At 65.7% G+C, this 24,785-nt stretch carries 20 protein-coding genes; 5 read left to right on the forward strand and 15 right to left on the reverse strand.

Annotated features, from left to right (window positions below):
* Window positions 1-7: 7 nt before the first annotated feature.
* The 6 genes from AC5RVN_RS05890 to AC5RVN_RS05915 all read right to left on the reverse strand — a co-directional run bounded on the left by AC5RVN_RS05890 (window position 8) and on the right by AC5RVN_RS05915 (window position 9,665).
* On the reverse strand, window positions 8-568 hold the full coding sequence (locus AC5RVN_RS05890) for a hypothetical protein (protein WP_494039495.1): 561 nt from the start codon (window positions 566-568) through the stop codon (window positions 8-10).
* Window positions 565-1,182, reverse strand: coding sequence for a DUF402 domain-containing protein (locus AC5RVN_RS05895; protein ID WP_494039494.1), 618 nt, complete (start codon window positions 1,180-1,182; stop codon window positions 565-567). Before AC5RVN_RS05895 ends, AC5RVN_RS05890 begins: the two co-directional genes overlap by 4 nt.
* Window positions 1,179-3,152 carry a 1-deoxy-D-xylulose-5-phosphate synthase gene (gene dxs / locus AC5RVN_RS05900; RefSeq protein ID WP_494137346.1) on the reverse strand — a complete coding sequence of 658 codons (1,974 nt, stop codon included), beginning with the start codon at window positions 3,150-3,152 and terminating at the stop codon, window positions 1,179-1,181. The genes AC5RVN_RS05895 and dxs overlap by 4 nt, the downstream gene beginning before the upstream one ends.
* Window positions 3,153-3,294: 142 nt before the next feature.
* Window positions 3,295-6,120 carry an aconitate hydratase gene (locus AC5RVN_RS05905; protein ID WP_494137347.1) on the reverse strand — a complete coding sequence of 942 codons (2,826 nt, stop codon included), beginning with the start codon at window positions 6,118-6,120 and terminating at the stop codon, window positions 3,295-3,297.
* A 165-nt stretch (window positions 6,121-6,285) separates the two neighbouring features.
* A complete protein-coding gene (locus tag AC5RVN_RS05910; RefSeq protein WP_494105602.1) occupies window positions 6,286-7,692 on the reverse strand; it encodes a class I SAM-dependent RNA methyltransferase in 1,407 nt (468 codons plus the stop codon).
* Window positions 7,689-9,665 carry an APC family permease gene (locus AC5RVN_RS05915; protein WP_494105603.1) on the reverse strand — a complete coding sequence of 659 codons (1,977 nt, stop codon included), beginning with the start codon at window positions 9,663-9,665 and terminating at the stop codon, window positions 7,689-7,691. Before AC5RVN_RS05915 ends, AC5RVN_RS05910 begins: the two co-directional genes overlap by 4 nt.
* 118 nt (window positions 9,666-9,783) lie before the next feature.
* Here AC5RVN_RS05915 and AC5RVN_RS05920 point away from each other — a divergent pair, with 118 nt between their 5' ends.
* On the forward strand, window positions 9,784-10,458 hold the full coding sequence (locus AC5RVN_RS05920) for a potassium channel family protein (protein ID WP_494137348.1): 675 nt from the start codon (window positions 9,784-9,786) through the stop codon (window positions 10,456-10,458).
* Window positions 10,455-11,195, forward strand: a complete 741-nt coding sequence (locus tag AC5RVN_RS05925) for a potassium channel family protein (RefSeq protein WP_494039488.1) — start codon at window positions 10,455-10,457, stop codon at window positions 11,193-11,195. Before AC5RVN_RS05920 ends, AC5RVN_RS05925 begins: the two co-directional genes overlap by 4 nt.
* A 9-nt stretch (window positions 11,196-11,204) precedes the next feature.
* On the opposite strand, the gene AC5RVN_RS05930 is transcribed toward AC5RVN_RS05925, so the two are convergent.
* The 4 genes from AC5RVN_RS05930 to dut all read right to left on the reverse strand — a co-directional run bounded on the left by AC5RVN_RS05930 (window position 11,205) and on the right by dut (window position 13,775).
* Window positions 11,205-12,062 (reverse strand): DUF3159 domain-containing protein, encoded by an 858-nt coding sequence (locus AC5RVN_RS05930; protein ID WP_494137349.1) that lies wholly within the window; start codon window positions 12,060-12,062, stop codon window positions 11,205-11,207.
* Window positions 12,059-12,421, reverse strand: a complete 363-nt coding sequence (locus AC5RVN_RS05935) for a single stranded DNA-binding domain-containing protein (RefSeq protein WP_494039486.1) — start codon at window positions 12,419-12,421, stop codon at window positions 12,059-12,061. Before AC5RVN_RS05935 ends, AC5RVN_RS05930 begins: the two co-directional genes overlap by 4 nt.
* A complete protein-coding gene (locus AC5RVN_RS05940) occupies window positions 12,414-13,127 on the reverse strand; it encodes a DUF3710 domain-containing protein (RefSeq protein WP_494039485.1) in 714 nt (237 codons plus the stop codon). The genes AC5RVN_RS05935 and AC5RVN_RS05940 overlap by 8 nt, the downstream gene beginning before the upstream one ends.
* A 114-nt stretch (window positions 13,128-13,241) precedes the next feature.
* The gene (gene dut, locus AC5RVN_RS05945; protein ID WP_494137350.1) at window positions 13,242-13,775 is read right to left on the reverse strand and encodes a dUTP diphosphatase; all 534 of its coding nucleotides are present in this window, start codon (window positions 13,773-13,775) and stop codon (window positions 13,242-13,244) included.
* Window positions 13,776-13,931: 156 nt separating this feature from the next.
* Between dut and AC5RVN_RS05950 the strand changes: the two genes are divergently transcribed.
* Window positions 13,932-14,420, forward strand: a complete 489-nt coding sequence (locus AC5RVN_RS05950) for a DUF3093 domain-containing protein (protein ID WP_494039483.1) — start codon at window positions 13,932-13,934, stop codon at window positions 14,418-14,420.
* Window positions 14,421-14,529: 109 nt separating this feature from the next.
* On the opposite strand, the gene AC5RVN_RS05955 is transcribed toward AC5RVN_RS05950, so the two are convergent.
* Window positions 14,530-14,829, reverse strand: coding sequence for a DUF4193 domain-containing protein (locus AC5RVN_RS05955; RefSeq protein ID WP_494039482.1), 300 nt, complete (start codon window positions 14,827-14,829; stop codon window positions 14,530-14,532).
* 228 nt (window positions 14,830-15,057) lie between these two features.
* On the opposite strand from AC5RVN_RS05955, the gene sepH reads away from it, so the two are divergent.
* Window positions 15,058-16,482, forward strand: coding sequence for a septation protein SepH (gene sepH / locus AC5RVN_RS05960; protein ID WP_494039481.1), 1,425 nt, complete (start codon window positions 15,058-15,060; stop codon window positions 16,480-16,482).
* 275 nt (window positions 16,483-16,757) lie between these two features.
* Here sepH and AC5RVN_RS05965 read toward each other — a convergent pair whose 3' ends face one another.
* The 4 genes from AC5RVN_RS05965 to AC5RVN_RS05980 are packed head-to-tail and all read right to left on the reverse strand — an operon-like array spanning window position 16,758 to window position 22,180.
* Window positions 16,758-17,489: a thymidine kinase gene (locus tag AC5RVN_RS05965; RefSeq protein WP_494137351.1), complete on the reverse strand. Its 732-nt coding sequence runs from the start codon at window positions 17,487-17,489 to the stop codon at window positions 16,758-16,760.
* Window positions 17,482-18,711 (reverse strand): alkaline phosphatase family protein, encoded by a 1,230-nt coding sequence (locus AC5RVN_RS05970; RefSeq protein ID WP_494137352.1) that lies wholly within the window; start codon window positions 18,709-18,711, stop codon window positions 17,482-17,484. Before AC5RVN_RS05970 ends, AC5RVN_RS05965 begins: the two co-directional genes overlap by 8 nt.
* Window positions 18,711-19,454 carry a DUF5998 family protein gene (locus AC5RVN_RS05975; protein WP_494039478.1) on the reverse strand — a complete coding sequence of 248 codons (744 nt, stop codon included), beginning with the start codon at window positions 19,452-19,454 and terminating at the stop codon, window positions 18,711-18,713. Before AC5RVN_RS05975 ends, AC5RVN_RS05970 begins: the two co-directional genes overlap by 1 nt.
* 41 nt (window positions 19,455-19,495) lie before the next feature.
* The gene (locus tag AC5RVN_RS05980) at window positions 19,496-22,180 is read right to left on the reverse strand and encodes a bifunctional acetate--CoA ligase family protein/GNAT family N-acetyltransferase (RefSeq protein ID WP_494137353.1); all 2,685 of its coding nucleotides are present in this window, start codon (window positions 22,178-22,180) and stop codon (window positions 19,496-19,498) included.
* Window positions 22,181-22,268: 88 nt separating this feature from the next.
* On the opposite strand from AC5RVN_RS05980, the gene AC5RVN_RS05985 reads away from it, so the two are divergent.
* On the forward strand, window positions 22,269-24,764 hold the full coding sequence (locus AC5RVN_RS05985) for a DNA gyrase/topoisomerase IV subunit A (protein WP_494137354.1): 2,496 nt from the start codon (window positions 22,269-22,271) through the stop codon (window positions 24,762-24,764).
* The last annotated feature ends 21 nt before the right edge of the window (window positions 24,765-24,785 follow it).

Below are 24,785 nucleotides of genomic sequence, written 5' to 3' on the forward strand. Positions count from 1 at the left end.
GACGCTCCTAAAGGCTGAAGGTGCTGGCGGGCTTGGCGGAGTGCTTGAGCTTGAAGTTCTGCGGATCGCTGTAGGGTGCCGCACCGATGCTGAGCTTGGTGAAGTCCAGGTCTTCGCCGCGGCTGCACACCTTGATGGCGCTGACTGCCTTGTTCACGTCGGGGCAGAGGCAGAAGATGTTGAGTTTGTAGTCCGTGAATTCGGAGCGTTCCACAGTTCCGAGTCCGCGCCAGGCAAGATGGCTGATGAGGGCGTCGGTCGCCTTTTCTTCCAGGTAGCGGTCCCTGTCGGTACCTTCCCTGGTTTTGAGCGCAAACTGGGCCACTACCCAGAACTGTTCCTCGTCCGGGATTTCGGCGTAGCCGTCCCCGGCGCACTGCACGGCAAAGGCGTCCAACAGCCCTTCGGCTGCAGCCGCATCCGGGACGTCGGTTTCCTCTGTCTTGCTCTGGTGCCCCACAACTCCGTAGTTCATCAGGAACTGGTTGTAGTCCTCATCGAACCAGGCTTCCCGGAAATGGAGGGTGCCCTCTTCGTCCCGTTTGTAGACCCTGACAATTCCGCTCATGAACGTCCCTTTGTAAACCATTCGACGTCCGTGCCGTCGAAGGGTGCCTGCTGTGCCATAACGGCCTGGTAAAGCTCGTCCGCACAGGCCTCGAGAGTTTCCACCAAGGCTGCCGGGTAGTCCATGGCGACGCGGTGTTCGGCAAACTCGTCCTCGTCGTCAATGAACACGCCGCGCCCTGCTGTCCGCACCACGTCAAGGTCCATGTCGATGACATGGAACTCCGTCACGGCCGGCCGGATGGGGTGCCATTCGTGCGCTACGGCCAGGTCTATATAGATCCTCACACCACCGGGGTGCGCGTCGTCGTAGAAGGTGGCAACCCAGTCGCCCTCGCGCGGCACAAGGAGTACGGCGTCGGACTTGGTGTAGAAGGCAGCACCGGGCCGGGAGCAGAATTCATTGGTTCCCTGGAAAATCCACCAGCCATGCCGGTCCTCGCCCAGGTAGCGCCCAGGGACAACCCAATGAGCTTTGCCGTTCCACTTCCGGTTCCGTGCGACGACCAGGTGGCCGGGTTCCAGGTGCTGCGGTTCGCGGCTCGTCCCGGGCTGGTCTTCAGCTTCCGGCTCCCCCAGGACGCCCGGATACTTCAGTAGGTCCTCGCCCCTCACAGGATCGGAAGACTGCCGGTGGTGGGGTGCTGCTGGCCGGGCAGGGGACGCGCAAAGGGGACCTTTGTCCCGAGGACCTGGGCTACGACGTCGTGCGTTATCTGCTGCGCCGTAAGGCCCACGCGTTCCAGGACCTGCTTGCGGGTGCCGTGGTCGAGGAATTCGACCGGCAGGCCCACCTCGTTCAGGGCTGTGTCCACGCCTGCTGCGCGCATTTCCTGGCGGATGCGGGAGCCTACACCGCCGGCGCGGACGCCGTCCTCGATGCAGATCACCAGGCGGTGGTGGGATGCCAGGGCGACGATGGAGCGTGGAACGGGGAGCACCCAGCGCGGGTCCACCACGGTGGTGCTGATGCCTTGCGCGCCGAGGCGGTTAGCCACATCGAGGGCGAGCTCGGACATGGCACCCACTGAGATGATCAGGACATCGTTTTCGGTGGAACCGCTGGGCCTGCGGGACAGGACGTCCACGCCGTCGCTGAGCCGTTCGAGTGCTTCCACTTCGGCGCCTACGGATCCCTTGGAGAACCGGACCACGGTGGGCGCGTCGCCGATGGCTACGGCCTCCCGGAGTTCCTCGCGCAGCCTGCTGGCATCCCGGGGCGCAGCCAAGTGGAGGCCCGGGACGATCTGGACCATGGACATGTCCCACATGCCGTGGTGGCTGGCGCCGTCCGGCCCTGTCACACCCGCACGGTCCAGGACGATCGTCACGCCGGCCTTGTGCAGGGCGACGTCCATCAGGAGTTGGTCGAAGGCCCGGTTCAGGAAGGTGGCGTAGACGGCAACCACGGGGTGCAGGCCGCCGAACGCCATGCCCGCCGCGGAGGTCAGGGCGTGCTGTTCGGCAATTCCGACGTCGATGACCCGCTCCGGGTGCCGGGCCGCGAACTTGTGCAGGCCTACCGGAATGAGCATGGCGCCGGTGAGGCCGACGACGTCCTTCCGCTCATCGGCAATGGCAGCAATCTCGTCAGCGAAAACGGAGGTCCACGACTGGGCCCCGGCGGTGCCGGTGGGTTCCCCGGTTTCGGGGTCAATGATGCCCACAGCGTGGAACTGGTCCGCTTCGTGCGCCCGTGCCGGTGCGTAGCCATGGCCCTTTTCGGTCATGGCATGGACGATCACCGGGCCCGCGTAGTGCTTGGCGGTGGACAAGGCGTTCTCCATTGCCTGGAGGTTATGGCCGTCCACCGGGCCGATGTACTTCATGCCCAGGTCTTCGAACATGCCCTGCGGCGCCCACCAGTCCTTAATGCCCTTCTTCATGGCATGCAGGCTCTTGTAGGTGAACTGGCCCGCCGGCCCGCCGTCCTGCAGCTTCTTCTTCCACCAGTCCAGCGCCACCTCATAGGCAGGAGCTGTGCGGAAGGAATCGATAGTGGGGCGCAGGGAAGCGAGGTAATCGGCAAAGCCGCCCACGGTGGGGGCATAGGACCGGCCGTTGTCATTGACCACAATGACCACCCGGCGCCGCTTGTCGGCGGCGATGTTGTTGATGGCTTCCCAGGCCATGCCTCCGGTGAGCGCGCCGTCGCCCACCACGGCGACGACGTGCCGGTCGCCTTCCCCGGTGAGCTGCCGGGCGCGCGAGATGCCGTCAGCCCAGGACAGCGACGAGGAAGCGTGCGAGCTTTCGACGATGTCGTGTTCGGATTCGGCGCGGGACGGATAGCCGGAGAGGCCGCCCTCCTGGCGCAGCGTGCTGAAGTCCTGGCGGCCCGTCAGCAGTTTGTGCACATACGACTGGTGGCCGGTATCAAAGACAATGCTGTCGCGGGGAGAGTCGAAGATGCGGTGCACGGCCAGTGTCAGTTCCACCACGCCGAGGTTGGGTCCGAGATGCCCGCCCGTCTGCGAGACGTTCGTGATCAGGAAATCCCTGACCTCCGAAGCCAGCTGCTCCAGCTGTTCTTCGGACAACTCGTTCAGGTCCTGCGGATTCCGGATGGTGTCCAAGATTCCCAATGACCCCTCCTTCAGGTGGTAGACGTGCCGTTTAACTCTAACGCCTTGGTCAGCAGGACCAGACTTAGCCGCAAAGCCGAAGCCCCGGCTGGTCGGTGACCGGCCGGGGCTTCAGCAGGTGGTGCCTGCTTGGCAGTTACCGCTAGTTGGCGGAGATCTGGCGCAGTACGTACTGCAGGATGCCGCCGTTGCGGTAGTAGTCCGCTTCACCCGGAGTATCGATGCGCAGCACGGCGTCGAACGACGTCGAGCTGCCGTCCCCGGCGGTCGCGGTAACCTTGAGGGTCCTCGGCGTGGTGCCCTCGTTCAGGGCGGTGACGCCCTCTACGGAGAACGTTTCCGTGCCGGACAGTCCCAGGGTTGCAGCTGATTCACCGGCCGGGAACTGCAGGGGCAGGACGCCCATGCCGATGAGGTTGGAGCGGTGGATGCGCTCGTAGCTCTCGGCAATGACTGCCTTGACACCCAGCAGGGCAGTACCCTTGGCAGCCCAGTCGCGGGAGGAACCTGAACCGTATTCCTTACCGGCCAGGACAACCAGCGGAGTGCCGGCGGCCTGGTAGTTCTGCGCAGCGTCGTAAACGTAGGCCTGCGGGCCGCCTTCCTGGGTGAAGTCGCGGGTGAAGCCACCCTCGACGCCGTCCAGGATCTGGTTCTTGATCCGGATGTTCGCGAAGGTTCCGCGGATCATGACCTCGTGGTTGCCGCGGCGCGAGCCGTAGGAGTTAAAGTCCTTGCGCTCCACGCCGTTGGCCAGCAGGTACTGGCCCGCAGGGGTGTCGGACTTGAAGGAACCGGCCGGTGAGATGTGGTCGGTGGTGACCGAATCACCCAGCTTCAGGAGCACACGGGCGCCCGTGATGTCCTTGACCGGCTCGGGCTTGGCCTTCATGCCCTCGAAGTACGGGGGCTTCCGGACGTACGTGGAGTTCGGATCCCAGGCGAAGGTGTCACCGGCGGGGGTATCGAGCGCCTTCCAGCGGTCGTCACCCTCAAAGACGCCTTCGTAGCCCTTGGCGAACATTTCCTTGTCGATCGAGGAATCGATGACCTGCTGGACCTCAACCGGGTTCGGCCAGATGTCCTTCAGGAAGACGTCGTTGCCGGCCTGGTCCTGGCCCAGTGCGTCGGTTTCAAAATCGAAGTCCATGGAACCGGCCAGGGCGTAGGCGATGACCAGCGGCGGGGAGGCCAGGTAGTTCATCTTGACGTCCGGGTTGATGCGGCCTTCGAAGTTGCGGTTGCCGGAGAGGACGGCCGCAACGGCGAGGTCGTTGGACTGGATGGCTTCCGAAACTTCGGTTTCCAGCGGGCCGGAGTTACCGATGCAGGTGGCGCAGCCGTAGCCCACGATGTAGAAGCCGAGCTTCTCCAGGTAGGGGGTCAGGCCGGACTTCTCGTAGTAATCGGTGACCACCTTGGAGCCGGGGGCAACCGACGTCTTCACCCAGGGCTTGGATGTCAGGCCCTTGTCCACAGCGTTACGGGCCAGGACTGCGGCGGCCAACATGACCGACGGGTTGGACGTGTTGGTGCAGGACGTGATGGATGCGATGGTGACTGCACCGTGGTCCAGTTCGAACTCGCGTCCGTCGTCCATCTTGACCGGGACGGGGTTGCTGATGCGTCCCGCTCCCCCGTGGCCCGCCGAGTATTTCGGGGGCTCGCGGTCGGTGTCAGAGATGTGGGTGGCTCCGGCGGTGAAGGAGGGCGAGTCGGAGGCCGGGAAGGTTTCTTCCAGCGATTCGTCCAGGGTACCGGCGTTGGCGTCGTGCGAGACGTAGTTCTTCAGGTCGTGCCGGAACTCGTCCTTAGCCTCGGTCAGCTCGATCCGGTCCTGCGGGCGCTTGGGGCCGGCGATGGACGGAACAACGGTGGACAGGTCCAGTTCCAGGTACTCGGAGAACTTGATCTCGCGGGAAGGATCGTGCCACAGGCCCTGTTCCTTCGCGTATGCCTCAACGAGGGCGACGTTCTGGTCCGAGCGGCCGGTGAGGCGCAGGTAATCCAGGGTGACGTCGTCGATCGGGAACATGGCAGCCGTGGAACCGAATTCCGGGCTCATGTTGCCGATGGTGGCGCGGTTGGCGAGCGGCACAGCGGCCACGCCTTCCCCGTAGAACTCCACGAACTTGCCCACAACGCCGTGCTTGCGGAGCTGTTCGGTGATGGTGAGAACAACGTCCGTTGCGGTGGCACCGGCCGGAATGGAACCGGTCAGCTTGAAGCCCACAACGCGCGGGATCAGCATGGACACGGGCTGGCCCAGCATGGCAGCCTCGGCTTCGATGCCGCCGACGCCCCAGCCGAGGACGCCCAGGCCGTTGACCATGGTGGTGTGCGAGTCAGTGCCGACGCAGGTGTCGGGGTAGGCGCGCAGGGCGCCGTCAACTTCGCGGGTCATGACGGTGCGGGCCAGGTACTCGATGTTGACCTGGTGCACGATGCCGGTTCCGGGAGGAACCACCTTGAAGTCGTCAAAGGCGGTCTGGCCCCAGCGCAGGAACTGGTAACGCTCCCCGTTGCGCTGGTATTCGATCTCCATGTTGCGCTCCAGTGCGCCGGAGTTGCCGAAGGCGTCGATCTGGACCGAGTGGTCGATGACCATTTCGGCAGGTGCCAGGGGGTTCACCCGCTTGGGGTCACCGCCCAGTTCCTTAACTGCTTCACGCATCGTCGCCAGGTCAACCACGCAGGGAACGCCGGTGAAGTCCTGCATGATCACGCGTGCAGGCGTGAACTGGATTTCTGTATCGGGCTGGGCGTTGGGATCCCAGCCTGCCAAGGCGCGGACGTGATCGGCAGTGATGTTCGCGCCGTCCTCGGTCCTCAACAGGTTTTCAAGCAATACCTTGAGGCTGAACGGAAGGTTTTCTGCACCTTCAACGGAGTTCAACCGGAAAATTTCATAATCGGTTCCGGCTACATTAAGTTTGCCTTTTGAACCGAAGCTGTCCACAGTGCTCATCGCAGGACTCCTCTCGCAACAGTTTCATCTTTGTCGCGCGGTTGACCGCCTGCTAGTTAGGGAGCCCTAATTAGTGCAGGGCCCGAAAATTGCACACGGCCGGCCGTGATTACGGAGCGCGACGTGGGACTACTACCGCCATAGTAGTCGATACCAGTTGCGGCATCAGGGACCCGGGGCCAGCAGCGCCACCGTCTCAAGGTGGTGCGTGTGGGGGTAGAGGTCGAAGGCCCGAAGGCCAGCCAGCTCCCAGCCCGCTTGGCGGAAGTACCCCACGTCGCGGGCGAACGACGCCGGATCGCAGGACACGTAGGCAATGGCGCGCGGGCGGGCTGCAACAAGCTGGCCCACCACTGCCTTTCCGGCGCCGGCCCGGGGCGGATCGAGGATCAAGGCGTCGAAGTCCCGCGGTTTCTGGCGCAGGACCCGCTCGACGCGGCCCTGGACGATTTCCACCTGGGGCGCTGCGTGCAGGTTCTTGCGCGCGTCCCGGCTGGTCCCCGGGGCGCCTTCCACCGAGAGGACCGACCCCGTAGCGCCCACGGCGTCGGCAAGGACGGCAGTGAAAAGGCCGGCTCCGGCGTACAGGTCCGCCACTACAGCGCCTGGGTGAAGGAAGCCGCCGCCCTGCAGGAATTCTGTGACTGCCCCCACAAGCGTCCCGGGCGCGTCGCGGTGTATCTGCCAAAACCCGGCACCGGTGACGCGGTACTCGTGCCCGGCGGCGGATTCCTGCACCCACAGCCTGCCGCGCAACTGCTGGACGTCCTCGGTAATGGGATCGAAGGCTGCAACGGAGACGTCAGCGGGAAGGGCTGCCGCAATGGCGGCAAGACGCTTGGGCTTGGTTCCAGCGGCAGGAGCCAGCAGCACCAGGGGGCGGGAACCATTCGCCGGAGCAGCCACCTCAACACGGTCAACACCCTGCAGGTCCATGTCCCACAGGCGCAGGTTATTGATGGCGTCAGTGGCCAGCGGCATCTCCTGGATGGGGACGATCTCTGCCGAGCGGTGGGCATGCATTCCGAGCTTGCCGCCGGGGGTGACCGAGAAACTTGCGCGCGTGCGCCAGCGGAGGCCGTCCGCGCCGTCGGGCGCTGCCCCGCCCCCTGCCCCGGGCGCGGATGGGCTGCCGCCCACCGCTTCCACGGTGCCCCAGCCGTCCGGGAGCTGCCCGACGCCGGCCAGCCGGTTGAGCTGTTCCGAGAGGACCTCTGCCTTGAGGCTGCGCTGGCGGGCCAGGGTGATGTGGCCGAACTCAGCGCCGCCGACCGGCGGGTGCCCGCGGCGCCAGGCGCGGAGCGAATCCGCAGGGTGCCAGAAATGGTCCACCCGGTCCGGCGAGCCTTCAAGGATCTCGACTACGTCGGCGCGCCAGAACTTGGCTTTTTCACCGGCGTCCGTCAGCCGCGCCCGCACTTTCTCGCCCGGGATGGCGTGCCGCACAAAAATGACGCGTCCTTCGTGCCTTGCGACGCAGTGCCCGCCGTGGGCGACAGGCCCGACGTCGAGCACTACTTCCCTGCCGGTTTCTCCGGTCAGTTCCGCCTGGGTTTGGGTCTTTGTTGTCATTGAATGTCCTGCAGGTTCTTTGCTTCTTCGGATGATTTGAGCTGCCAGGGAACGCTGGCCACCATGACGCCGGGCTCGAAGTGGAGCCGTGTCTTGATGCGCAGGGCGGTCTGGTTGTGGACCAGCTGCTCCCACCACTTACCCACAACGTATTCGGGGATGTAGACGACGATCAGGTCCCGCGGCGAGTCACGCCGCATCTGCTTGACGTACTCCATGATGGGGGTGACGGTCTCACGGTAGGGGCTGGCCAGCACGGTCAGCGGCACGGGAATCTCGAGCTTTTCCCAGTCAGCCACTGTCCCGGCGGTTTCTTCGGGGTCGATGTCCACCGTCACTGCGTCCAGCCTTGATGGCCGGGAAGCCCTGGCGTAGGCGAGGGCCCGGAGGACGGGTTTGCGCACATGGGACACCAGCAGCACGGCGTGCACCCGGGTGGGCAGGGCGCGCGGGGAGGAGTCTTCGTCCACTGCCAGCTCCCTGGCCACGTTGTCGTAGTGCGCCCTGATGCTCCACATGATCAGGAAGAGAACGAACATGGCGAGCAGGGCGATCCAGGCGCCCTGCTCGAACTTGGTGATCAGGACAATGACCAGGACCAGGGCGGTCATGCCGAAACCGACGCTGTTGATGGCCCGGGACCTGGCCATCCGGCGTCGGACGCCTTTGTCTTTCGCCAGCTTCAGCTGCCGGCCCCAGTGCCGGATCATCCCGAGCTGGCTGGCAGTGAAGGAGATGAATACGCCCACGATGTACAGCTGGATGAGCCTGGTGACATCGGCGTTGAAGGCGAGGATGAGCACCAGGGCCCCGGCAGCGAGGGCAAGGACGCCGTTGCTGAAGGCCAGCCGGTCACCCCTGGTGCGCAGCTGGCGCGGAAGGTACCCGTCCTGGGCGAGGATGGACCCCAGCACCGGAAAGCCGTTGAAGGCCGTGTTCGCGGCAAACACCAGGATGACGCCGGTGGCGGCCACCACGATGTAGAAGGGGATGGATCCCGGACCGAAAATGGTCTGCGCAATCTGGCTGATGGCGGGAGTCTGGATGTAGCCCTCCGGAAGAGGCCTGCCATTCAGCAGGAACTCCGTGGCGGGATCGAGGACTATGTGCACCTTGGTGGCGTTGGCCAGGTAGATGATCCCCGCGAGCATGGACGCTCCGATCACGCCCAGGAGCAGCAGGGTGGTCGCCGCGTTCTTGCTTTTCGGCGGCTTGAAGTTGGGGACTCCGTTGCTGATGGCTTCCACGCCGGTGAGTGCGGCGGCACCGGAGGAGAAGGCGCGCAGGAGAAGAAAGGCGCCGGCGAGTCCCACCAGCCCTTCGTCAAAGCCGGGCGCGGGCACAATGGTGAAGGCCGCGGAGGGCGCTTCCCCCAGCTGGCCGGTGGCCGCCTGGAAAATGCCCACCGCCGTCATGCCCAGGATTGAGGCCATAAAGATGTAGGTGGGCACGGCAAAAACGCTGCCGGCCTCTTTGACTCCGCGGAGGTTCACCAGCGCAAGGACCACCACGCCGATGGTGGCGATCACGGCCTGCTGGCCGTGCAGTGCCGGAATGGCAGTGGTGACGTAGGAGGCAGCCGAGGACATCGATACCGCAACAGTCAGGACATAGTCCACCAGCAAAGCCGATGCGACGGTGAGGCCGGCGTACTTTCCCAGGTTCTCCCCCGCTATTTCGTAGTCCCCGCCGCCTGAAGGATAGGCGTGCACGTTCTGCCGGTAGGAAGCGACAACCGTCAGCAGGACCACCATGACGGCCAGGCCCACCCATGGTGAGAACGCCACCGCGCTGACGCCGGCCAGCGCCAGGGTGAGCAGGATCTCGTCGGGGGCATAGGCAACGGATGAGAGGGCATCGGAAGCATAAACCGGAAGTGCGATCCGCTTGGGAAGCAGCGTATGCGCCATCCGGTCGTTTCGGAACGGCCTGCCTACGAGCACGCGCTTGGCAGCGTTCAGTATTGTCAGCACTCCACAAAGCTAGTCTGATTCCCGGGCTGTGTCATGACGGCCCGTGGACAGCTGCCTTCCGGCGCTGACGGTAGAGTTCTAGCGGCAGGACCGTGGGAAACACACAGAGGAGATACTGGTGGCGCATTTCGTGATCATGGGATGTGGCCGGGTGGGGGCGACGCTTGCGCATACGCTCGAAGACGCCGGGCACTCTGTGGCCATCATCGACCAGGACGACCGCGCTTTCCGCAGGCTTCGCCAGGGATTCACCGGACGCAAGGTCACCGGCGTCGGGTTTGACCGCGACACCCTGAAGCAGGCAGGGGTTGCCGACGCATATGCCTTCGCCGCGGTGTCCAGCGGCGACAACTCCAACATCCTGGCCACCAGGGTGGCCAGGGAAACGTTCCATGTGCCCCACGTGGTTGCCCGGATCTACGACCCCGGCCGTGCCGAAATTTACCAGCGCCTTGGAATCCCCACGGTGGCGGCGGTGCGCTGGAGCGCCGACCAGGTACTGCGCCGCATCCTTCCCGAACAGCACCTGGCCGGGGACTTCCGGGAGCCTTCCGGGCGGCTCGTGCTCGCCGAGCTGGATCTCGACGCCGGTTGGGTGGGCCATCGGATCAGCAGCATCGAAAGAGCGGCCAATGTCCGCGTTGCGTACCTCACCCGGTTTGGTGAAGGACTGTTGCCCGACGCCGGAACCGCCTACCAGGACGGCGACACCGTCCACGCCATGCTGCAGGTGGACCGCAGCGCCCAGGTGGCCCAGATCCTGGCCAAAGCCCCCGTCAAGGAGTTCCAGTGAAGGTCGTGATCGTGGGTGCCGGCAGCGTCGGTTCGTCCATCGCCAGGGAATTGCTGGCGCACAAGCATGAAATCCTGCTGATCGACCTCAAGCCGGAGGTTATCGGACGGAGCGGACTCCGCGGGGCCCACTGGCTTGTGGGGGACGCGTGCGAGCTCAGTACGCTGCAGGGCGCCAAGGTGGAGGACGCGGACGTGGTGGTCTCCGCCACCGGTGACGACAAAGTCAACCTCGTGGTGTCGTTGCTGGCCAAAACCGAGTTTGGCGTTGGACGCACGGTGGGCCGGGTAAACAATCCCAAGAACGACTGGATGTTCAACGATTCCTGGGGCGTGGACGTTGCCGTCAATACGCCGCAGCTGATGACAGCGCTGGTGGAGGAGGCGGTGGAGATCGGCGACCTCGTGCGTCTGCTCACCCTTCAGACCGGGGTGTCCTCGCTGGTGGAGTTCACTGTTCCCCATGATTCACATGTGATTGGCCTAACCGTAGGGGAAATCCGCTGGCCGGAAGATTCCACCCTGGTGGCCATCCTGCGGGATCACGCGCCGATCACACCGAGCCGGGACGATGTCATCGACGGCGGCGACGAGCTCTTTTTCGTCACCACCATCGCCGCCGAGGACGAGCTGCGTGCCCTGCTCTCCCCCGAATCGGCGGAGCCGCAGCCGCGCCCGGGCGAAGATGCGGGGCACCTGGAGCAGCAAGGCCCGGACGACGACGGGTTCGACGGTTAAGCCGCGCGCTCAACCTTTCGCGGGGCCGTCCGCTGCCTCGTCCTCAATGGGAGCGGGCTTGGTGACGAGCCAGGCGATCCAGACGCCAAGGATATACAGCGGCGTACCCATGATGAGCCGGGTGGTCGCCAGCGCGGCGAGTCCGTCCGTCCCCATCAGGTACAGGGGTACCTGCACCACAAGCCGAAGCACCAATACGGCGACGATGATCCAGGTGCCGATCCGGTAGGCCTTGACCCTGGCAGGGTCCTTGCGCCAGTCCAGGCCCTCATTGCGGATGAACCCAAAGAGCAGCCCGGCCACGGGCCACTTGACCGCAATGGAGATCACCATGGCTACGATGTAGGCGGCGTTGGTGAAGAACCCGGGAAGGTAGAAGTCTTCGGCTTTTCCGGTGGTGTTGGCCACCCAGGCGGATATGCCGACACCCACCACGCCTGCGAGTGCCTGCGTCAGGGGACGCCGCTGCACGAGCCGCACCACGGTAAACATGGCCGCGGCAGCCAACGCGGCCACAAGGGACACCGTAAGGTCCCGCGTGATGGTGTAGGCCACGAGGAACAACAGTCCCGGAACGATGCTTTCGGCGATGCCCTGGAACCCGCCGGCGCTGCGTAGCACATCCACCCGGCCGTCATGGGTCCGGTGCAGCCCGGCTTTTGCTGCGTAGCCGGCAGCGAAGCCCGCTGCCGGGGACGGTGCCTGGCCTGTGGCGTCATCGTTGGCAGCGCCTGGCAGTTTGACTTCACCGGCGCCGTTAAGGTCCGCGCCGTTTTCCAGGCTGCCCCGGCCGTTCGACGAAGCACCGTCCGGGCCTGAGGCATTGTTCGGGCCGGTACCGGAAGGGCGGGGCGTGGACGCAGTCATTCGTTCTCCTGGCGGGACAATATCTCGTAGCGTGGGTTGAACATGGTGGGCATGCCCTCTACACGGGACACCATTCCTTTGAGCCGGACTTCGGCGCCGGCCTCGATGCCTGGGACGCGGTGCCGTCCGAGCCACACCACACGGAGCCGCCCTCGGGGTCCGGCTGCGGTTCCGGCTCCTGATTCCCGGGGGTCGGCGTCCGAGACTATGGCGCTGAAGGCTGCAGTCCTGTCGGCCGGTACGTAGGTCACCGATTCGATGCGGCCGCGGCAGACCAGCCGGCCCTTGAGCGGCAGCCGGCTGAGGGGAACATCGCCGCTTTCGTCCAGCGGAGCTCCCCCGGCTGCGGCATCAGCCAATCTGTGTGATTTCAGGACCACGTTCAGGTTCCTGAAGTGCAGGTGCAGCCGGTGGCGGCGTGGGGGTGGCGTCCTTCGGCAGCCGGAGCTGCAGCAGGTCGCGCGGCGGCATGGGGCTGTCTCCGCGGATCACAACTACCTGGCGGAACAGGGCTTCAAGGGGTTCAGCGGCCGGGCGCTCCAGTGCAGCGGCTCCACCGAGAACGCCCCGGAGGAACCACCGGGGACCGTCCACTCCTATAAAGCGCGCCGCCCGGTAGCCCTGGCTGCCATCCGGCAGCCCTGCCGGCAGCTTTGCCACGAGTTCAGTGCCGAAAGCGCCTTCAACTTCCTCAACCTGGCCGCCCTGGGCTCCCACGGACTGGCCGATCTGCTCGCGGATCTCGTCCCAGAGCCCCTCGCTCTTGGGGGCTGCGAAGGCCTGGAGCTGCAGGCTGGAGCCGTTGAGGTCCATGGTGACGGCAACGACCCGCTGGGTGGCCTCCTCCACCTCGAGCCGGAGCTGCAGTCCCTCGCTGGGTGTGATCAGGAGCGCACCCAGATCGACATAGCCATCACGGCTGCCGATTTCGGACTCGTCGAACGGGCCGTTCGAGCGAGGTCCAGGAACGGGCGCTGCCTCTTCCGCGGTCTCCGCGTCAGCGGACAGTTCCTCCGGTTCGGCTGCTTGTTCCTTCTTGGCTTTCCTGCCGAGCCCAAAGACCATTGGGTATCTCCTTAATTGGTTGCCGGTCCGGCCCTTGGGGCCCCGCCGTCGTGCTCTGTTGCCGTCCGGCATGCCTGCGCCGGTACGGAAGAAGGGTTGAGGAAGAGCTGAAGTTCAGGCGCCCGGGGCGTTGAAGCCGCCGGTAGAGCCGAAACCTCCTGTGCCACGTACAGATCCGCTCAATTCGTTGACGGGGATGAACTGCGCGTACTCCACGCGCTGGATGACCATCTGGGCAATTCTATCGCCGCGGCGCAGTTCAATACTCTCCCTGGCGTCGGTGTTCAGGAGGGTGACGGCGATCTCGCCGCGATAGCCCGCATCGACAGTTCCGGGCGCGTTCACAATGGTCAGGCCGTGCTTTGTGGCCAGGCCCGAGCGGGGATGGATCAATGCGACGAAACCTTCAGGAAGGGCAATGGCCACCCCTGTGGGAACCATCTTCCGCTCTCCCGGCTCCAGCACAACGTCCACGCGCGCACGAAGGTCGGCCCCGGCGTCGCCCGGGTGGGCGTAGGACGGGGCTTCAAGGTCCTGGTCCAGCATCTTCAGCTGAACCTGCAAGGTGGGAGCGCCCGAGGCCGCGGCGGGGCCGGCTGCGGCAGCTTCAACGGGAAAGGCATCTACTGTGGCGGGATGATCAGTCACAGTCACTCACTCTAACCCGCGTGTGGCAATCGCTCCTAGGGACGGCCTCGTGCCGGCGGCTGCACCTGGCGGGGAGGTGACGGTGGCGGGAACAGTCCCGCGCAGGAAGAAACAGCCCAAGATGAATTAGCAGGGCAAAGATGGAAAGCTTGGCTCATGCCCGAATCAAGCTCTCCCGCGCCCGTCCCCCAGAGACCGTCCACCGGGGGCGCGGTGATTTACCGGGAGAAGCTTTGGCCCAACATGTGGATCTGGATCATTGCTGCCGGCGTGGCAGGAGCCGGGATCCTGGTCTTCGCGCCCATCAGCACAGCAGCGGGTTTCACGGCCGCAGGAGTGCTTTTTGCCATCATGGCGGTACTCCTGGTTTTGTCCACTCCGGCGATCACGGTTACCGAGGATTCCTTGACAGTTGGCCGGGCCAGCATCGAGCGCCGGTTCGTGGGCGAGGTTGAGGCGTTCCGGGGCGAGGAGGCAACTGCAGAACGCGGCACCCGCTTGAACGCGCTGGCCTACCTCTGCTTCCGCGGCTGGATCGACCCTGTGGTCAAGATCGGAATTACCGATCCGTCCGACCAGACGCCGTACTGGCTGACCTCCACGCGGCGCCCGGAGGAACTCACCGCCGCCCTGTCACGCAGGTAACCTGCCTGGCCGGGCAGGATCCCGCCGTCGTGACGCCTGCACCCCGCCTTGCCTGCTGAACTGCCCTGCCAGGCTGGCTCAGCGCAAATGCCCCCGCGCCGGACCGTGTTCAGCCTTCACACTCCCTGCAGTAGAAGCGTCCGTCCTTCTCGCGTGCAATCTGGGAGCGGTGCCGGACAAGGAAGCAGGAAGAACACGTGAACTCGTCCTGCTGCGCCGGAATCACCTGCACCGTGAGCTCTTCGCCGGAAAGGTCGGCACCTGGCAGCTCATAGCCTGCGGCAAGATCGCTTTCGTCCTCGTCCACCACCGCAACCGGTTTTTCTGACCGCCGGGTCTTCAGCTCTTCGATGGAATCCTCCCCGAGCTCTTCCTCGGACTTGCGCGGCGCATCATAATCGGTGGCCATTGTCGCTGTAACCCTCTTCCTTTGGCCCAAACCTGCGGACATCACCCTCCATAACGCCGAACGTCCCGGCTTTGTGCCCGGCCGCGGCATGCCCGCACGGGGGCCCTTCAGCCGCCCAGTACCCGGCGTTGGGCCGGAATATCGCGGCGCGCCCTGTCCCTTGAGCCAAAACAGGTTCAGCGGGTGGCAGAGTACCGACTGATAGTAATGCCAGGGTGGAGGATTTGTATGCAGGATCTACGGCTTGTAGGCGTGCACGACGACGGAGCGCATCTCCTGTTGAGCGGTGCCGGCGGCGAGATGTTCCAGCTGCCGATCGACGAAGCGCTGAGGACCGCGAGCAGGTCAGCCGCAAGGCCGCCCGCTGAGCGGCCTGCCATTCCCATGTCTCCGAGGGACATCCAGGCCCGGATCCGGGCGGGAGCGACCGCTGCGGAGGTGGCAGACCTGTCCGGCCTGCCGCTGGCCAAGGTGGAACGGTATGAAGGACCCGTTCTGGCAGAACGCGAGTATGTTGCCCAGCAGGCGCGCAAGGTGGAAGTAGCTTCACCTTCGCCCGGTCACGACATCTACAGGTCGGCCTTCGGCGACAACCCAGCCACGCTGGCGGACATGGTGGCCCACCGGCTTTCAGCCCACGGCATTGACCCCTCTACCGTCGAGTGGGATTCCTGGCGGCGCCAGGACGGAACGTGGACGGTTCAGGCGAGTTTCGAAACCAACACGGGCGGGAAGGCCGGCATCGGTGAGGAACCTCCGGCACTGTGGACTTTCAGCCCGGCCAGGAGGTCACTGCAGAACGCAAACAGGTGGGCGCAGCAGCTCAGCGAGCTCGAGCCCCTGGACGGGCCCGTACCGGCGCGCCGGCTCTCGGCGGTATCCGACCGTCCATTCGACTTCGAGGCTGACGCAGACTCGGCCCGCCCTTCGCCCGGTTCCGGGCCGGACGCCGGACAGACGGACGGCAAGGAGTCAGACGGACTCCTTGACATGCTCCGGTCGCGCCGCGGCCAGCGTCTGGGCGTCGACGAAAATTCCGACGACGCCTTGGCCCTGTTGCTGACCCACGGCGTTCCCGCAGCACACCCGCGGCCGTCGGAAGTGACCCCTGACGCAGAAGAGCACAACGACCAGCCTCAGAAAGACACACCGGAGGCGCCCGCTGCACACGGTCCGGCTGGACAAGGTGCGGCTGCACAGGACCCGGCGGCCCAGGGCAGCTCCTTCATCCGCCGGCGTGACGCCCGCCCTTCCATGCTTTCGCGCCTGAGCCTCATTCCGCCGCACCGGGACGCCCCGGATGACACTCTGAAGCTGCACGACGGCGTGAGCACCGACACCCGCGAAATCACCATTGTTGCCTCCCCCCAACGCTCCTCCGGCAGCACCTCCGAGGCTGGCCATGGGGACGCCAGCGGCACCAGTTCGGATGGTTTCACCAACAGCGGCACCAACAGCGGGTCCGCCAGTGGCGGAGGCCTGAACGAGTTGTTGGGCGGGAACCTCGGGCGCTTAGCCTCACGCAGTGAAGACGCCTCCCCCACTACCGGCCAGTTGCCGGAGACCGGCGCTCCCGAGCGCCAGCCGGGCAGGCCCAAGCGGTCCAGCGTTCCCTCGTGGGACGAGATAGTCTTCGGTACGCGGGGCGATTAACTGGTAGCCCGCACGGCGTCCAAGCAGCGCAGCAGGCAACGCTCCTGTGTTGGGTTTCCGTCACAAAGCGGCTCTAACAAGCGGGTTTTTGCTGCTCAGGTAGTCCCCTCGGTCCAGTACTGTATTCGGGCGAGGTGCTCCAACTCCAGCCCAATAGCCGGTCCATGAGGTTCGGCACCGGTGCCGGAGTCATTTGTGCGGGCGCGTCAGAGCGACGAAGGAGCAGCAAGCGGCAGAGGGCTGCGAACCCGGAGCATCAGGCCAGGCGCCGAAATTCAGGCCTCCGTAACTCCGGTTCCGCCTGAGCCGCGCCACAGGCACGCATCAATTTCAAAGGGCAGCAGCGGGTCCTGCTGGCCCATCAATGCGGCCCCGTGCGCGGTAACGCGTCGCATGTAGTGCCGGCGGCAGAGCGTCTCGTACCCCACCACGGGGACGTGATCCGCGGGAATCTCAACGGCGGTGGAGTCTCCCGCCATGTCCACATCGCCCACCACTACCTGCGCACCTTCGGTGACCATCACGCCGTCGACCGTTCTCGCGTTGTGGGTGGCACGGCGGCCGCACCAGCAGAGCGCCTCCACCTGGAGGACCTGCACCCGGTCGGCAAGTTCAACGAGCCGCTGGGATCCGGGAAACAGCCGGGTACGGAAGTCGGCGGTGATGCCGAACGCGAAGACGTCCACGTCAATCTCGTCCACGACTTTTGCCAGCTGTTCCACCTGCTCAGGGGTGTAGAACTGTGCTTCGTCACAAATCAGGTAGTCCACCCGCTGCCCCTGTGTGCGCCGGCGCATGACTTCCTCCCAGAAGTCAGTGCCGTCCAGCACCTCCACCGCGTCTGTTTCCAGGCCAAGCCTGCTGGAGATGCGCGATTCCCCTGCCCGGTCGTTGCGGCTGAAGCGCACTCCGCCGCGTCCCCGGGCCCGGTGGTTGTGGTCCATCTGCAGGGCGAGGGTGGACTTTCCACAGTCCATGGTGCCGGAGAAGAATACGAGTTCAGCCACGCCGGGGGCTCCTGCCGCCGGCGCTGAAGCAGAGCAGGGGAACCTCCCGCTCGGCCTTGGTGAGTGAGCCGTGCTGGCCCACCACCTCCATAGCGGTTGGGCGGACGCGCCGCGTGTCGTAAAGGGCGACGGCGTCCCGCGCCGCGATCATCACGTCGCCGATCCTGCCCTCGACGGCGGGACGGACCGCGCCGAAGAGGCCCGCCGCCAGTGCGTCTTCCCGGGTGAAGGCCCACACCTGGTCACCAAAGCGTCCCCGCCATGCTGCGAGCAGCCGTTCCCGGACGTCTTCCCCTGCCCCGTTCTCAAGGTAGAGGTGGACCATCCGGGGTTCCCCGGCCGTATGCCGCACCCCGTCCACCAGCGCGGGGTCGGCGGAGAAATCTATGCGTCGCTGTTCGGGCACGTCCAGCATTCCGTGGTCGGCGGTGAGAAGGATGGTGGTGCCGGCCGGAAGGGAAGCGTTGAGCCGCTTCATGGTTGCGTCAAGCTCTTCTAGCTGGTGCTCCCATTGCTCGGACTGGCAGCCGTAGCGGTGCCCCGCCTTGTCCAGCTCGTTGAGGTAAAAGTACATAAGCGACGGACCGGCGCCGGACATCGCTTCGGCCGCGGCCTCCGTCCGGGCATGCGCTGTTGTGGCGGAGAGAAAGTTGCCGCCACGCAGTGCAGCCCGCGTCATGGGCGAGCCGCCGAACTGGGGCAGGCTCACCGTGATGACGTTCACGTGTTCCGCCGCGCGTTCCAGCACGGTGGGAAATGGCTGCCATTGTGCGGGATCAACGCCGGCGTCCCAGTTCCCGAGCAGGTTGACTACCTTGTCCTGCTCCGGGTCGAGCACGTCATAGCCCACCATGCCGTGCTGGCCGGGCGCCAGGCCGGTGCCGAAACTGGACAGGGCAGCTGCGGTGGTGGAAGGAAACGCGGAATCCAGCCAGACAGGGACCTCGCCCTGCCCTGCCTGGATAACGGAGCGCAGGAAGGGCGTGTGGGCCGATTTCTGCTTCAGGAGGTTTCGGCCGAGCCCGTCCGCCAGCACCACGCAGACACGTGATGCCGCAGGCAGGCCAAGGGTGTTCGAGAACCCCTCCACGCCCAGGCTCGCCGCGGCGCTGGTGAGCACCTCCGCGACCGAGCGCTGCCCGTAGGCGGGAGCGGACGGCAGGACAACCTGGCTGCGGGGCCGGGCGGAAACAGCATGGTTCGGGTGGCGGTCTTCCGGCATCAGCGCGGCTGGTGCCCGCGGCTGAGGCGGTTCCCGAATACCCCGGCACGCGGCCGCGGCGGCAAAGATTGAACATGTGCCTGCGGAGCCGGGGAACCGGTGTTGACGGCCCGGAGCGCGCGGGCAAAGAGCTTGGCGTCCTGGACTGCCTGCAGGCCATCCGCCTCCGCGCTGATACGCAGAACGATGTCCTCCTGGGCGATGGTTCCGCTGTAGCCGTGGTCAGCTTCGCACTGCGGGTCACCGCAGCTCGCCGGACCCATGTCCAGCCGTTGCCCGCCCGACCAGGCGATGGAGAGCGTTAGTTCACGGACAGGATCCGATGGCTTGTAGTCCTGCGGCTGTGCGTACATGTAGCTGAGCACCACGGACCGGATTTGCGCCACAGGGACGGATTCAGTGGAAATCTGGGCCACGATTTGCTCGCCGGCTTCGTCCAGCTGCTGGTCGTCCACGTGCGTGATGACCAGCATGTCTGCAGTAAGGACCAGCACCGTGATGTGGCGGCGGACCTCGGCGCGGTCGAAGTGGGTTTCCAGGTGCACCAGGTGGGCAACACAGTCGCGGCCGTCCAGGGCGTCGTCCACCACATCGGCCACGAGAAGGGGGTAGAAGCCTGCCTTCTGGAGCGCACCATCAAGGCTCTGGCCCTGCGCGCTGTGGTTGTGTGAGCTGTGGTGACGCAGTGCCGTGGTTTCATTGCCGGGCGTTTCTGGCGCCGAGGCGGGAGGCTGAGAGCTCATTCCCCCATTTTCACAGATCGGCCGGTCACTTGCTAACCGCCTCAGCCCAGCATGGCCCTGCGCGCGCTGTCCGTCCGCTTGGCGGCGTTGCCGATCCGAACGTCCGCGGCAAGGGTGGTGGCTCCCGAGGTGCCGCACAGCACCGGGTTGAGCTCCACCAGGGCGATCTCGGGGTGGTTGTCCTTGAGCCAGGCGAGCCGGCCGGCCAAGTCTTCAAGGGCTTCGACATCCACGGCGGGCAGCCCCTGGTACCCGAACAGCTTTTGGGCTGCGCGGGGCCCCCGGATGAAGTCGTCGACGTCGGCAGCGGACAGTGGCGGCACCCGGTGGGACCAGTCATCCAGCAGGTTCACGGCGTCTCCGGCAAGCCCGAAGGAGATAACCGGCCCGAGCAGCGGATCCTCGATAGCCCTGAAGGTGCAGGCCTGGCCGACCGGAGCCATGCTCTGCACCTCCAGTGCCGGGTTGCCGTAATTCGAAAGCACGCGCCGCATCTGCTGCACGTTCAGCCGAAGCGATTCGGCGTCCTGGATGTCCAGCCGCACGCCGCCGAGGTCAAGGCGGTGCCGGAGGGCGGGATCGGTGGTCTTGAGCACCACCGGCCAGCCGAGGGAGTCGGCAGCTTTAACCGCCTGGTCAGGGTTATCAAAGCCCACGGACGGCAGAACCCTAATCCCGTAGTGGCCCAGCAGCGACGCCGCGGCGGCAGGATCCAGCTTTTTCAGCTGTTCGCCTTTGACATCCTGAAGCAGGGCTTCAAGTTCCGCCCGGGCAAGCTCCGGATTGCAGCCTTCAGGTTCCACAAAATGACCCTGGTCGCGGGAGACCCATTCGGAGTAGCGCACCACGGCGGCGAGCGCGGCAACAGCGGCACCGGGATTGGAGAAACTGGGCACCCCGCGCTCCGGGGACCCCAGCATCCCCTCAACGGAGATGGAAGGGTCAAGGATGCCGGTAAAGGCAGCGACGACCGGCTTTCCGGTAGCAGCCGAGCATTCAGCCAGGACTTCTGCGATGCTGTCCACCGTCAGCCCGCGTGCCGGAAGCAGGGCCGCAACAGCCGAGTGGACAGCGTCGGACTCCAGCGTGTTGAGCAGGCTGGCCCGCAGGGCGGGAAGGGCAACTGACTGGCCGGCGTCGAGGTCCACTCCGGTGACCAGCTGTTCGACGGCGAGTCCCTGGGACGTGGCGCTGTCCGCCACCACTTTGCCCAGTGCCTGGGAGTTGCTGAAGATGGCAAGTCCCGGGCCGGCGGGAAGCGGCTGGCCCGAGACCACTTGGGCGACGTCCACCAGCTGCTCGATGGTTTCCACCCGGATAACGCCGGACTGGCGCAGCATTGCATCCAGCGCCCCGGAGGGTGCCTGGGTGGTGCGGACGGCGTGCCCGGGCGGCAGCCGCAGCCCCATGGCGTCGGACTTGGCCACGATCACGGGTTTGATGCGGGCCAGCCGGCGGGCCAGCCGGGAGAACTTGCGCGGATTGCCGATGGATTCAAGGTAGAGCCCGACGGCGGTTGTCTCCGGGTCGTCCTCCCAGTACTGCATCATGTCGTTGCCCGAGACGTCGGCCCGGTTCCCGGCCGACAGGAAGGTGGACAGGCCCAGCCGCCGCCGGCTGGAGGCGGCATACAGGGAGACACCGATGGCGGCGGACTGGCTGAACAGGCCGAGCCCGCCGCGCTGGGGCAGGGTGGGCGCCATCGAAGCGTTCAGCGACACCTCGGGATTGGTGTTGACGATCCCCAGGGACGCCGGTCCGATAACCCGCATGCCGCTCGCCCGGGCCTGGCGGACGAGGTCCCGCTGGCGCAACAGGCCGCGTTCGCCGTCGTCCGCGAAGCCTGCCGAGGCGACCACCAGTCCCCTGACGCCGGCTGCGGCACAGTCCGCCACTACGGCAGGGACTTCCTCGTAGGGCACGGCGACGACGGCCAGCTGGACAGGGTCGGGGACCTCGGACAGTTTGCCGAAGGACAGCATGCCGGCCAGTTCCAGCGCTTCAGGGTTGATGGCGTAGATGGGGCCGCGGAAGCCGCCTTCAATAATGTGCTCCAGGAGCTGGTAGCCCACTGTCCCCCATTTGCGGCTGGCGCCAATCACGGCAATGGACGACGGCGTCAGCAGGTCCCGCACGCTCCTCGCCTCGGCGCGGTGTTCCCGGGACTCCATCACCGCACGGGACTTCTCGGTGGGGTCGATGTTGAACTCGAGGCTGACGACGCCGTCATCGAAGTGCCGCCGGACGTCGTAGCCGGCCTCGGAGAAAACCTTCAGCATCTTGCGGTTTTCCGGCAGCACCTCGGCACTGAAGCGCCGGATCCCGTTTTCGTGCGCTGCGGCGGCAAGGTGTTCCAGCAGGATGGAGCCGATCCCCCTGCCCTGGTGGGAGTCGGCGATGTTGAACGCCACCTCCGCTTCGGTGGGGTCATCGAGCCGGTCATAGCGGCCGATGCCCACGATCTCGCCGCGGATGGTGATGACGAAGGCCACCCGGTCCTTGTAGTCAACTTCGGTGAAGCGCTTGAGCTCCTTGCTGGACAGCCTGGCTTTGAAGGCGAAGAAGCGCATGTAAATTGAATCCTGCGACTGCCCGATGTGGAAGGCCTGGACAGCGTCCGCATCCGAGGGGTGGATGGGCCTCAGGTGCGCTGTCCCGCCGTCGCGCAGTACGACATCGGCTTCCCAATGTTCCGGATATTCGCCGTCCCCGGGCTGATCCACCATAGGCTTAGCCTAGCCAAAAACTCCCGCAGCACCGCAGCTTGCGCACAATAGACCGATTGCACAGTACCCAGAAGGATTTACCAACCCCATGGCCCGCCGCCAAAGTACCGCCCCCGCTGTGGCTGACAGCTCCCCCTTCACGGAGAACATCGTGAATATCGATGTCACCTCCGAGATGGAAGGCTCCTTCCTGGAGTACGCGTACTCGGTGATCTACTCCCGTGCACTTCCGGACGCCAGGGACGGACTCAAGCCCGTGCAGCGGCGCATCCTCTACATGATGAGCGACATGGGCCTGCGGCCGGACCGCGGCCACGTCAAAAGCGCGCGCGTGGTTGGCGAAGTGATGGGCAAGCTGCACCCGCACGGCGACACCGCCATCTACGACGCCATGGTGCGCATGGCCCAGGACTTTTCGCTGCGGCTGCCGCTGATCGACGGGCACGGAAACTTTGGCTCGCTCGACGACGGCCCTGCGGCACCGCGGTACACGGAGGCCCGCCTGGCGGCCGCTGCGCTCACCCTCACCAACCATCTCGATGAAGACGTGGTGGACTTTGTCCCCAACTACGACAACCAGCTGACCCAGCCGGAGGTCCTTCCGGCGGCGTTCCCCAACCTGCTGGTCAACGGCGCCACCGGCATCGCCGTCGGGATGGCCACCAACATGGCCCCGCACAACCTGGTGGAGGTCATTTCCGCTGCCCGGCACCTGATCGCCAACCCGGACGCAACGCTGGACGACATCATGCGCTTCGTTCCCGGACCGGACCTGCCCAGCGGCGGGCGGATTGTGGGACTGGACGGAATCCGCGATGCGTACGCCACCGGCCGCGGGTCCTTCAAGACCCGCGCAAAGGTGGAAGTCGAGCAGCTTTCCGCCCGCCGGACCGGCCTGGTGGTCACTGAACTGCCCTACATGGTGGGCCCGGAAAAGGTCATCGAGAAGATCAAGGACGCCGTCAACGCCAAGAAACTGACAGGCATCAGCGACATCGTCGACCTGACCGACCGCAAGCACGGCCTGCGCCTGGTCATCGAACTCAAGAACGGCTTCAACCCCAACGCCGTGCTCCAGCAGCTCTACCGCTACTCCCCGATGGAAGACTCCTTCGGCATCAACAACGTCACCCTGGTGGACGGCCAGCCCCAAACCCTGGGCCTGGTGCAGCTGCTGACCGTGTACGTGGACCACCGCATTGACGTGGTGCGCCGCCGGACCGTTTTCCGGCTGGGGAAGAAAAAGGACCGCCTGCACCTGGTGGAGGGCCTCCTCATCGCCATCGTGGACATCGACGAGGTCATCCAAATCATCCGGTCGTCGGATGAAGCCGCGGCCGCCCGGGCCCGGCTGATGTCCATCTACGACCTCACCGAAATCCAGGCGAACTACATCCTGGAGCTGCGGCTCCGCCAGCTGACGAAGTACTCGCGGATTGAACTGGAGAAGGAACAGGACGAGCTGCGCCGCGAAATCGCGGAGCTGGAGGCCATCCTTGGCTCCGAGGAACGGCTGCGCACCCTTGTGTCCGACGAACTGGGCGCCATTGCTGAAGAGCACGGCACGCCCCGGCGGACCCTGCTGCTCGAATCCGAAGCCGTGTCCCCCACCGTCGCCGCCGACCTCGCCCTGACCAACGGAAAGAAGGGCAAGGCGGCCCCGCTGGCGCTGGAAATCGCCGACGACCCCTGTTGGGCCATCCTCACCGCATCCGGGCAGATAGCGCGCACCAGCAACCGGGAACCGCTGGCTGAGGCCGGGCCGAGGACCAAGCATGACGTGTACACCTCCGTCGTCAAGACCTCCGCGAGGGGCGAGATCGCCGCTGTCACCTCCCAGGGGCGCATGCTCCGCCTGCAGGTGATGGACATGCCGGTCCTGCCGCCCGTCTCGGGCCTGCCCAACCTCGCCGGCGGGGTTCCGGCCAAGGACTTCATCACCCTGCTGAAGGGCGAAACCCTGGTGGCATTCGCTCCGCTGGACGAGGTGCTGGCCATTGGCACGGCCCAGGGCGTAGTGAAGCGGGTGCAGCCGGACTACCCACTGAACCGGGAGGACTGGGAAGTCATCGCGCTCAAGGACAAGGACTTCGTGGTAGGGGTAGCCCCCGCCGGAGCAGACGATGCCGAACTGGTGTTCCTGACCAGCCAGGCCCAGCTGTTGAAGTTCGGCGCTGCGGTGGTGCGGCCGCAGGGACGCACTGCAGGCGGCATGGCAGGGATCAAGCTTGCTGCCGGTGACCGCGTGCTGTTCTTCGGCGCTGTCCAGCCCAAGGATGAGGCCGCAGTGGTGGTGACCATTGCCGGTACCACCGGCGCCCTGCCCGGCACGGCGCCGGGCACGGCCAAGGTGACGGCGTTCTCGGAGTACCCGGCGAAGGGACGGGCGACCGCCGGAGTCCGGGCACACCGGTTCCTGAAGGGCGAGGACACCCTGCTGCTGGCGTGGGCCGGCCACGGCCCGGCGAAGGCATCCTCTGCGGCCGGGGTGGCACGGTCCCTCCCCCAGGAGCACGGCCGGCGTGACGGTTCCGGCGTGCCGCTGTCCCAGCCGGTGGAAGTGGTGGGCCCTGCCATGGCCTGACCTGATCCCGCTTAGACTGCT

It is taken from the genome of Arthrobacter sp. sptzw32 (assembly GCF_059089735.1).

Excerpts from the sequence above, each read along its gene's own strand:
- AC5RVN_RS05890 (WP_494039495.1), bottom strand. The coding sequence starts at position 568 with ATGAGCGGAATTGTCAGGGTCTACAAACGGGACGAAGAGGGCACCCTC.
- AC5RVN_RS05905 (WP_494137347.1), bottom strand. The coding sequence starts at position 6,120 with ATGAGCACTGTGGACAGCTTCGGTTCAAAAGGCAAACTTAATGTAGCC.
- AC5RVN_RS05910 (WP_494105602.1), bottom strand. The coding sequence starts at position 7,692 with ATGACAACAAAGACCCAAACCCAGGCGGAACTGACCGGAGAAACCGGC.
- AC5RVN_RS05930 (WP_494137349.1), bottom strand. The coding sequence starts at position 12,062 with ATGACTGCGTCCACGCCCCGCCCTTCCGGTACCGGCCCGAACAATGCC.
- AC5RVN_RS05940 (WP_494039485.1), bottom strand. The coding sequence starts at position 13,127 with ATGGTCTTTGGGCTCGGCAGGAAAGCCAAGAAGGAACAAGCAGCCGAA.
- AC5RVN_RS05950 (WP_494039483.1), top strand. The coding sequence starts at position 13,932 with ATGCCCGAATCAAGCTCTCCCGCGCCCGTCCCCCAGAGACCGTCCACC.
- AC5RVN_RS05955 (WP_494039482.1), bottom strand. The coding sequence starts at position 14,829 with ATGGCCACCGATTATGATGCGCCGCGCAAGTCCGAGGAAGAGCTCGGG.
- sepH (WP_494039481.1), top strand. The coding sequence starts at position 15,058 with ATGCAGGATCTACGGCTTGTAGGCGTGCACGACGACGGAGCGCATCTC.
- AC5RVN_RS05970 (WP_494137352.1), bottom strand. The coding sequence starts at position 18,711 with ATGCCGGAAGACCGCCACCCGAACCATGCTGTTTCCGCCCGGCCCCGC.
- AC5RVN_RS05975 (WP_494039478.1), bottom strand. The coding sequence starts at position 19,454 with ATGAGCTCTCAGCCTCCCGCCTCGGCGCCAGAAACGCCCGGCAATGAA.
- AC5RVN_RS05980 (WP_494137353.1), bottom strand. The coding sequence starts at position 22,180 with ATGGTGGATCAGCCCGGGGACGGCGAATATCCGGAACATTGGGAAGCC.
- AC5RVN_RS05985 (WP_494137354.1), top strand. The coding sequence starts at position 22,269 with ATGGCCCGCCGCCAAAGTACCGCCCCCGCTGTGGCTGACAGCTCCCCC.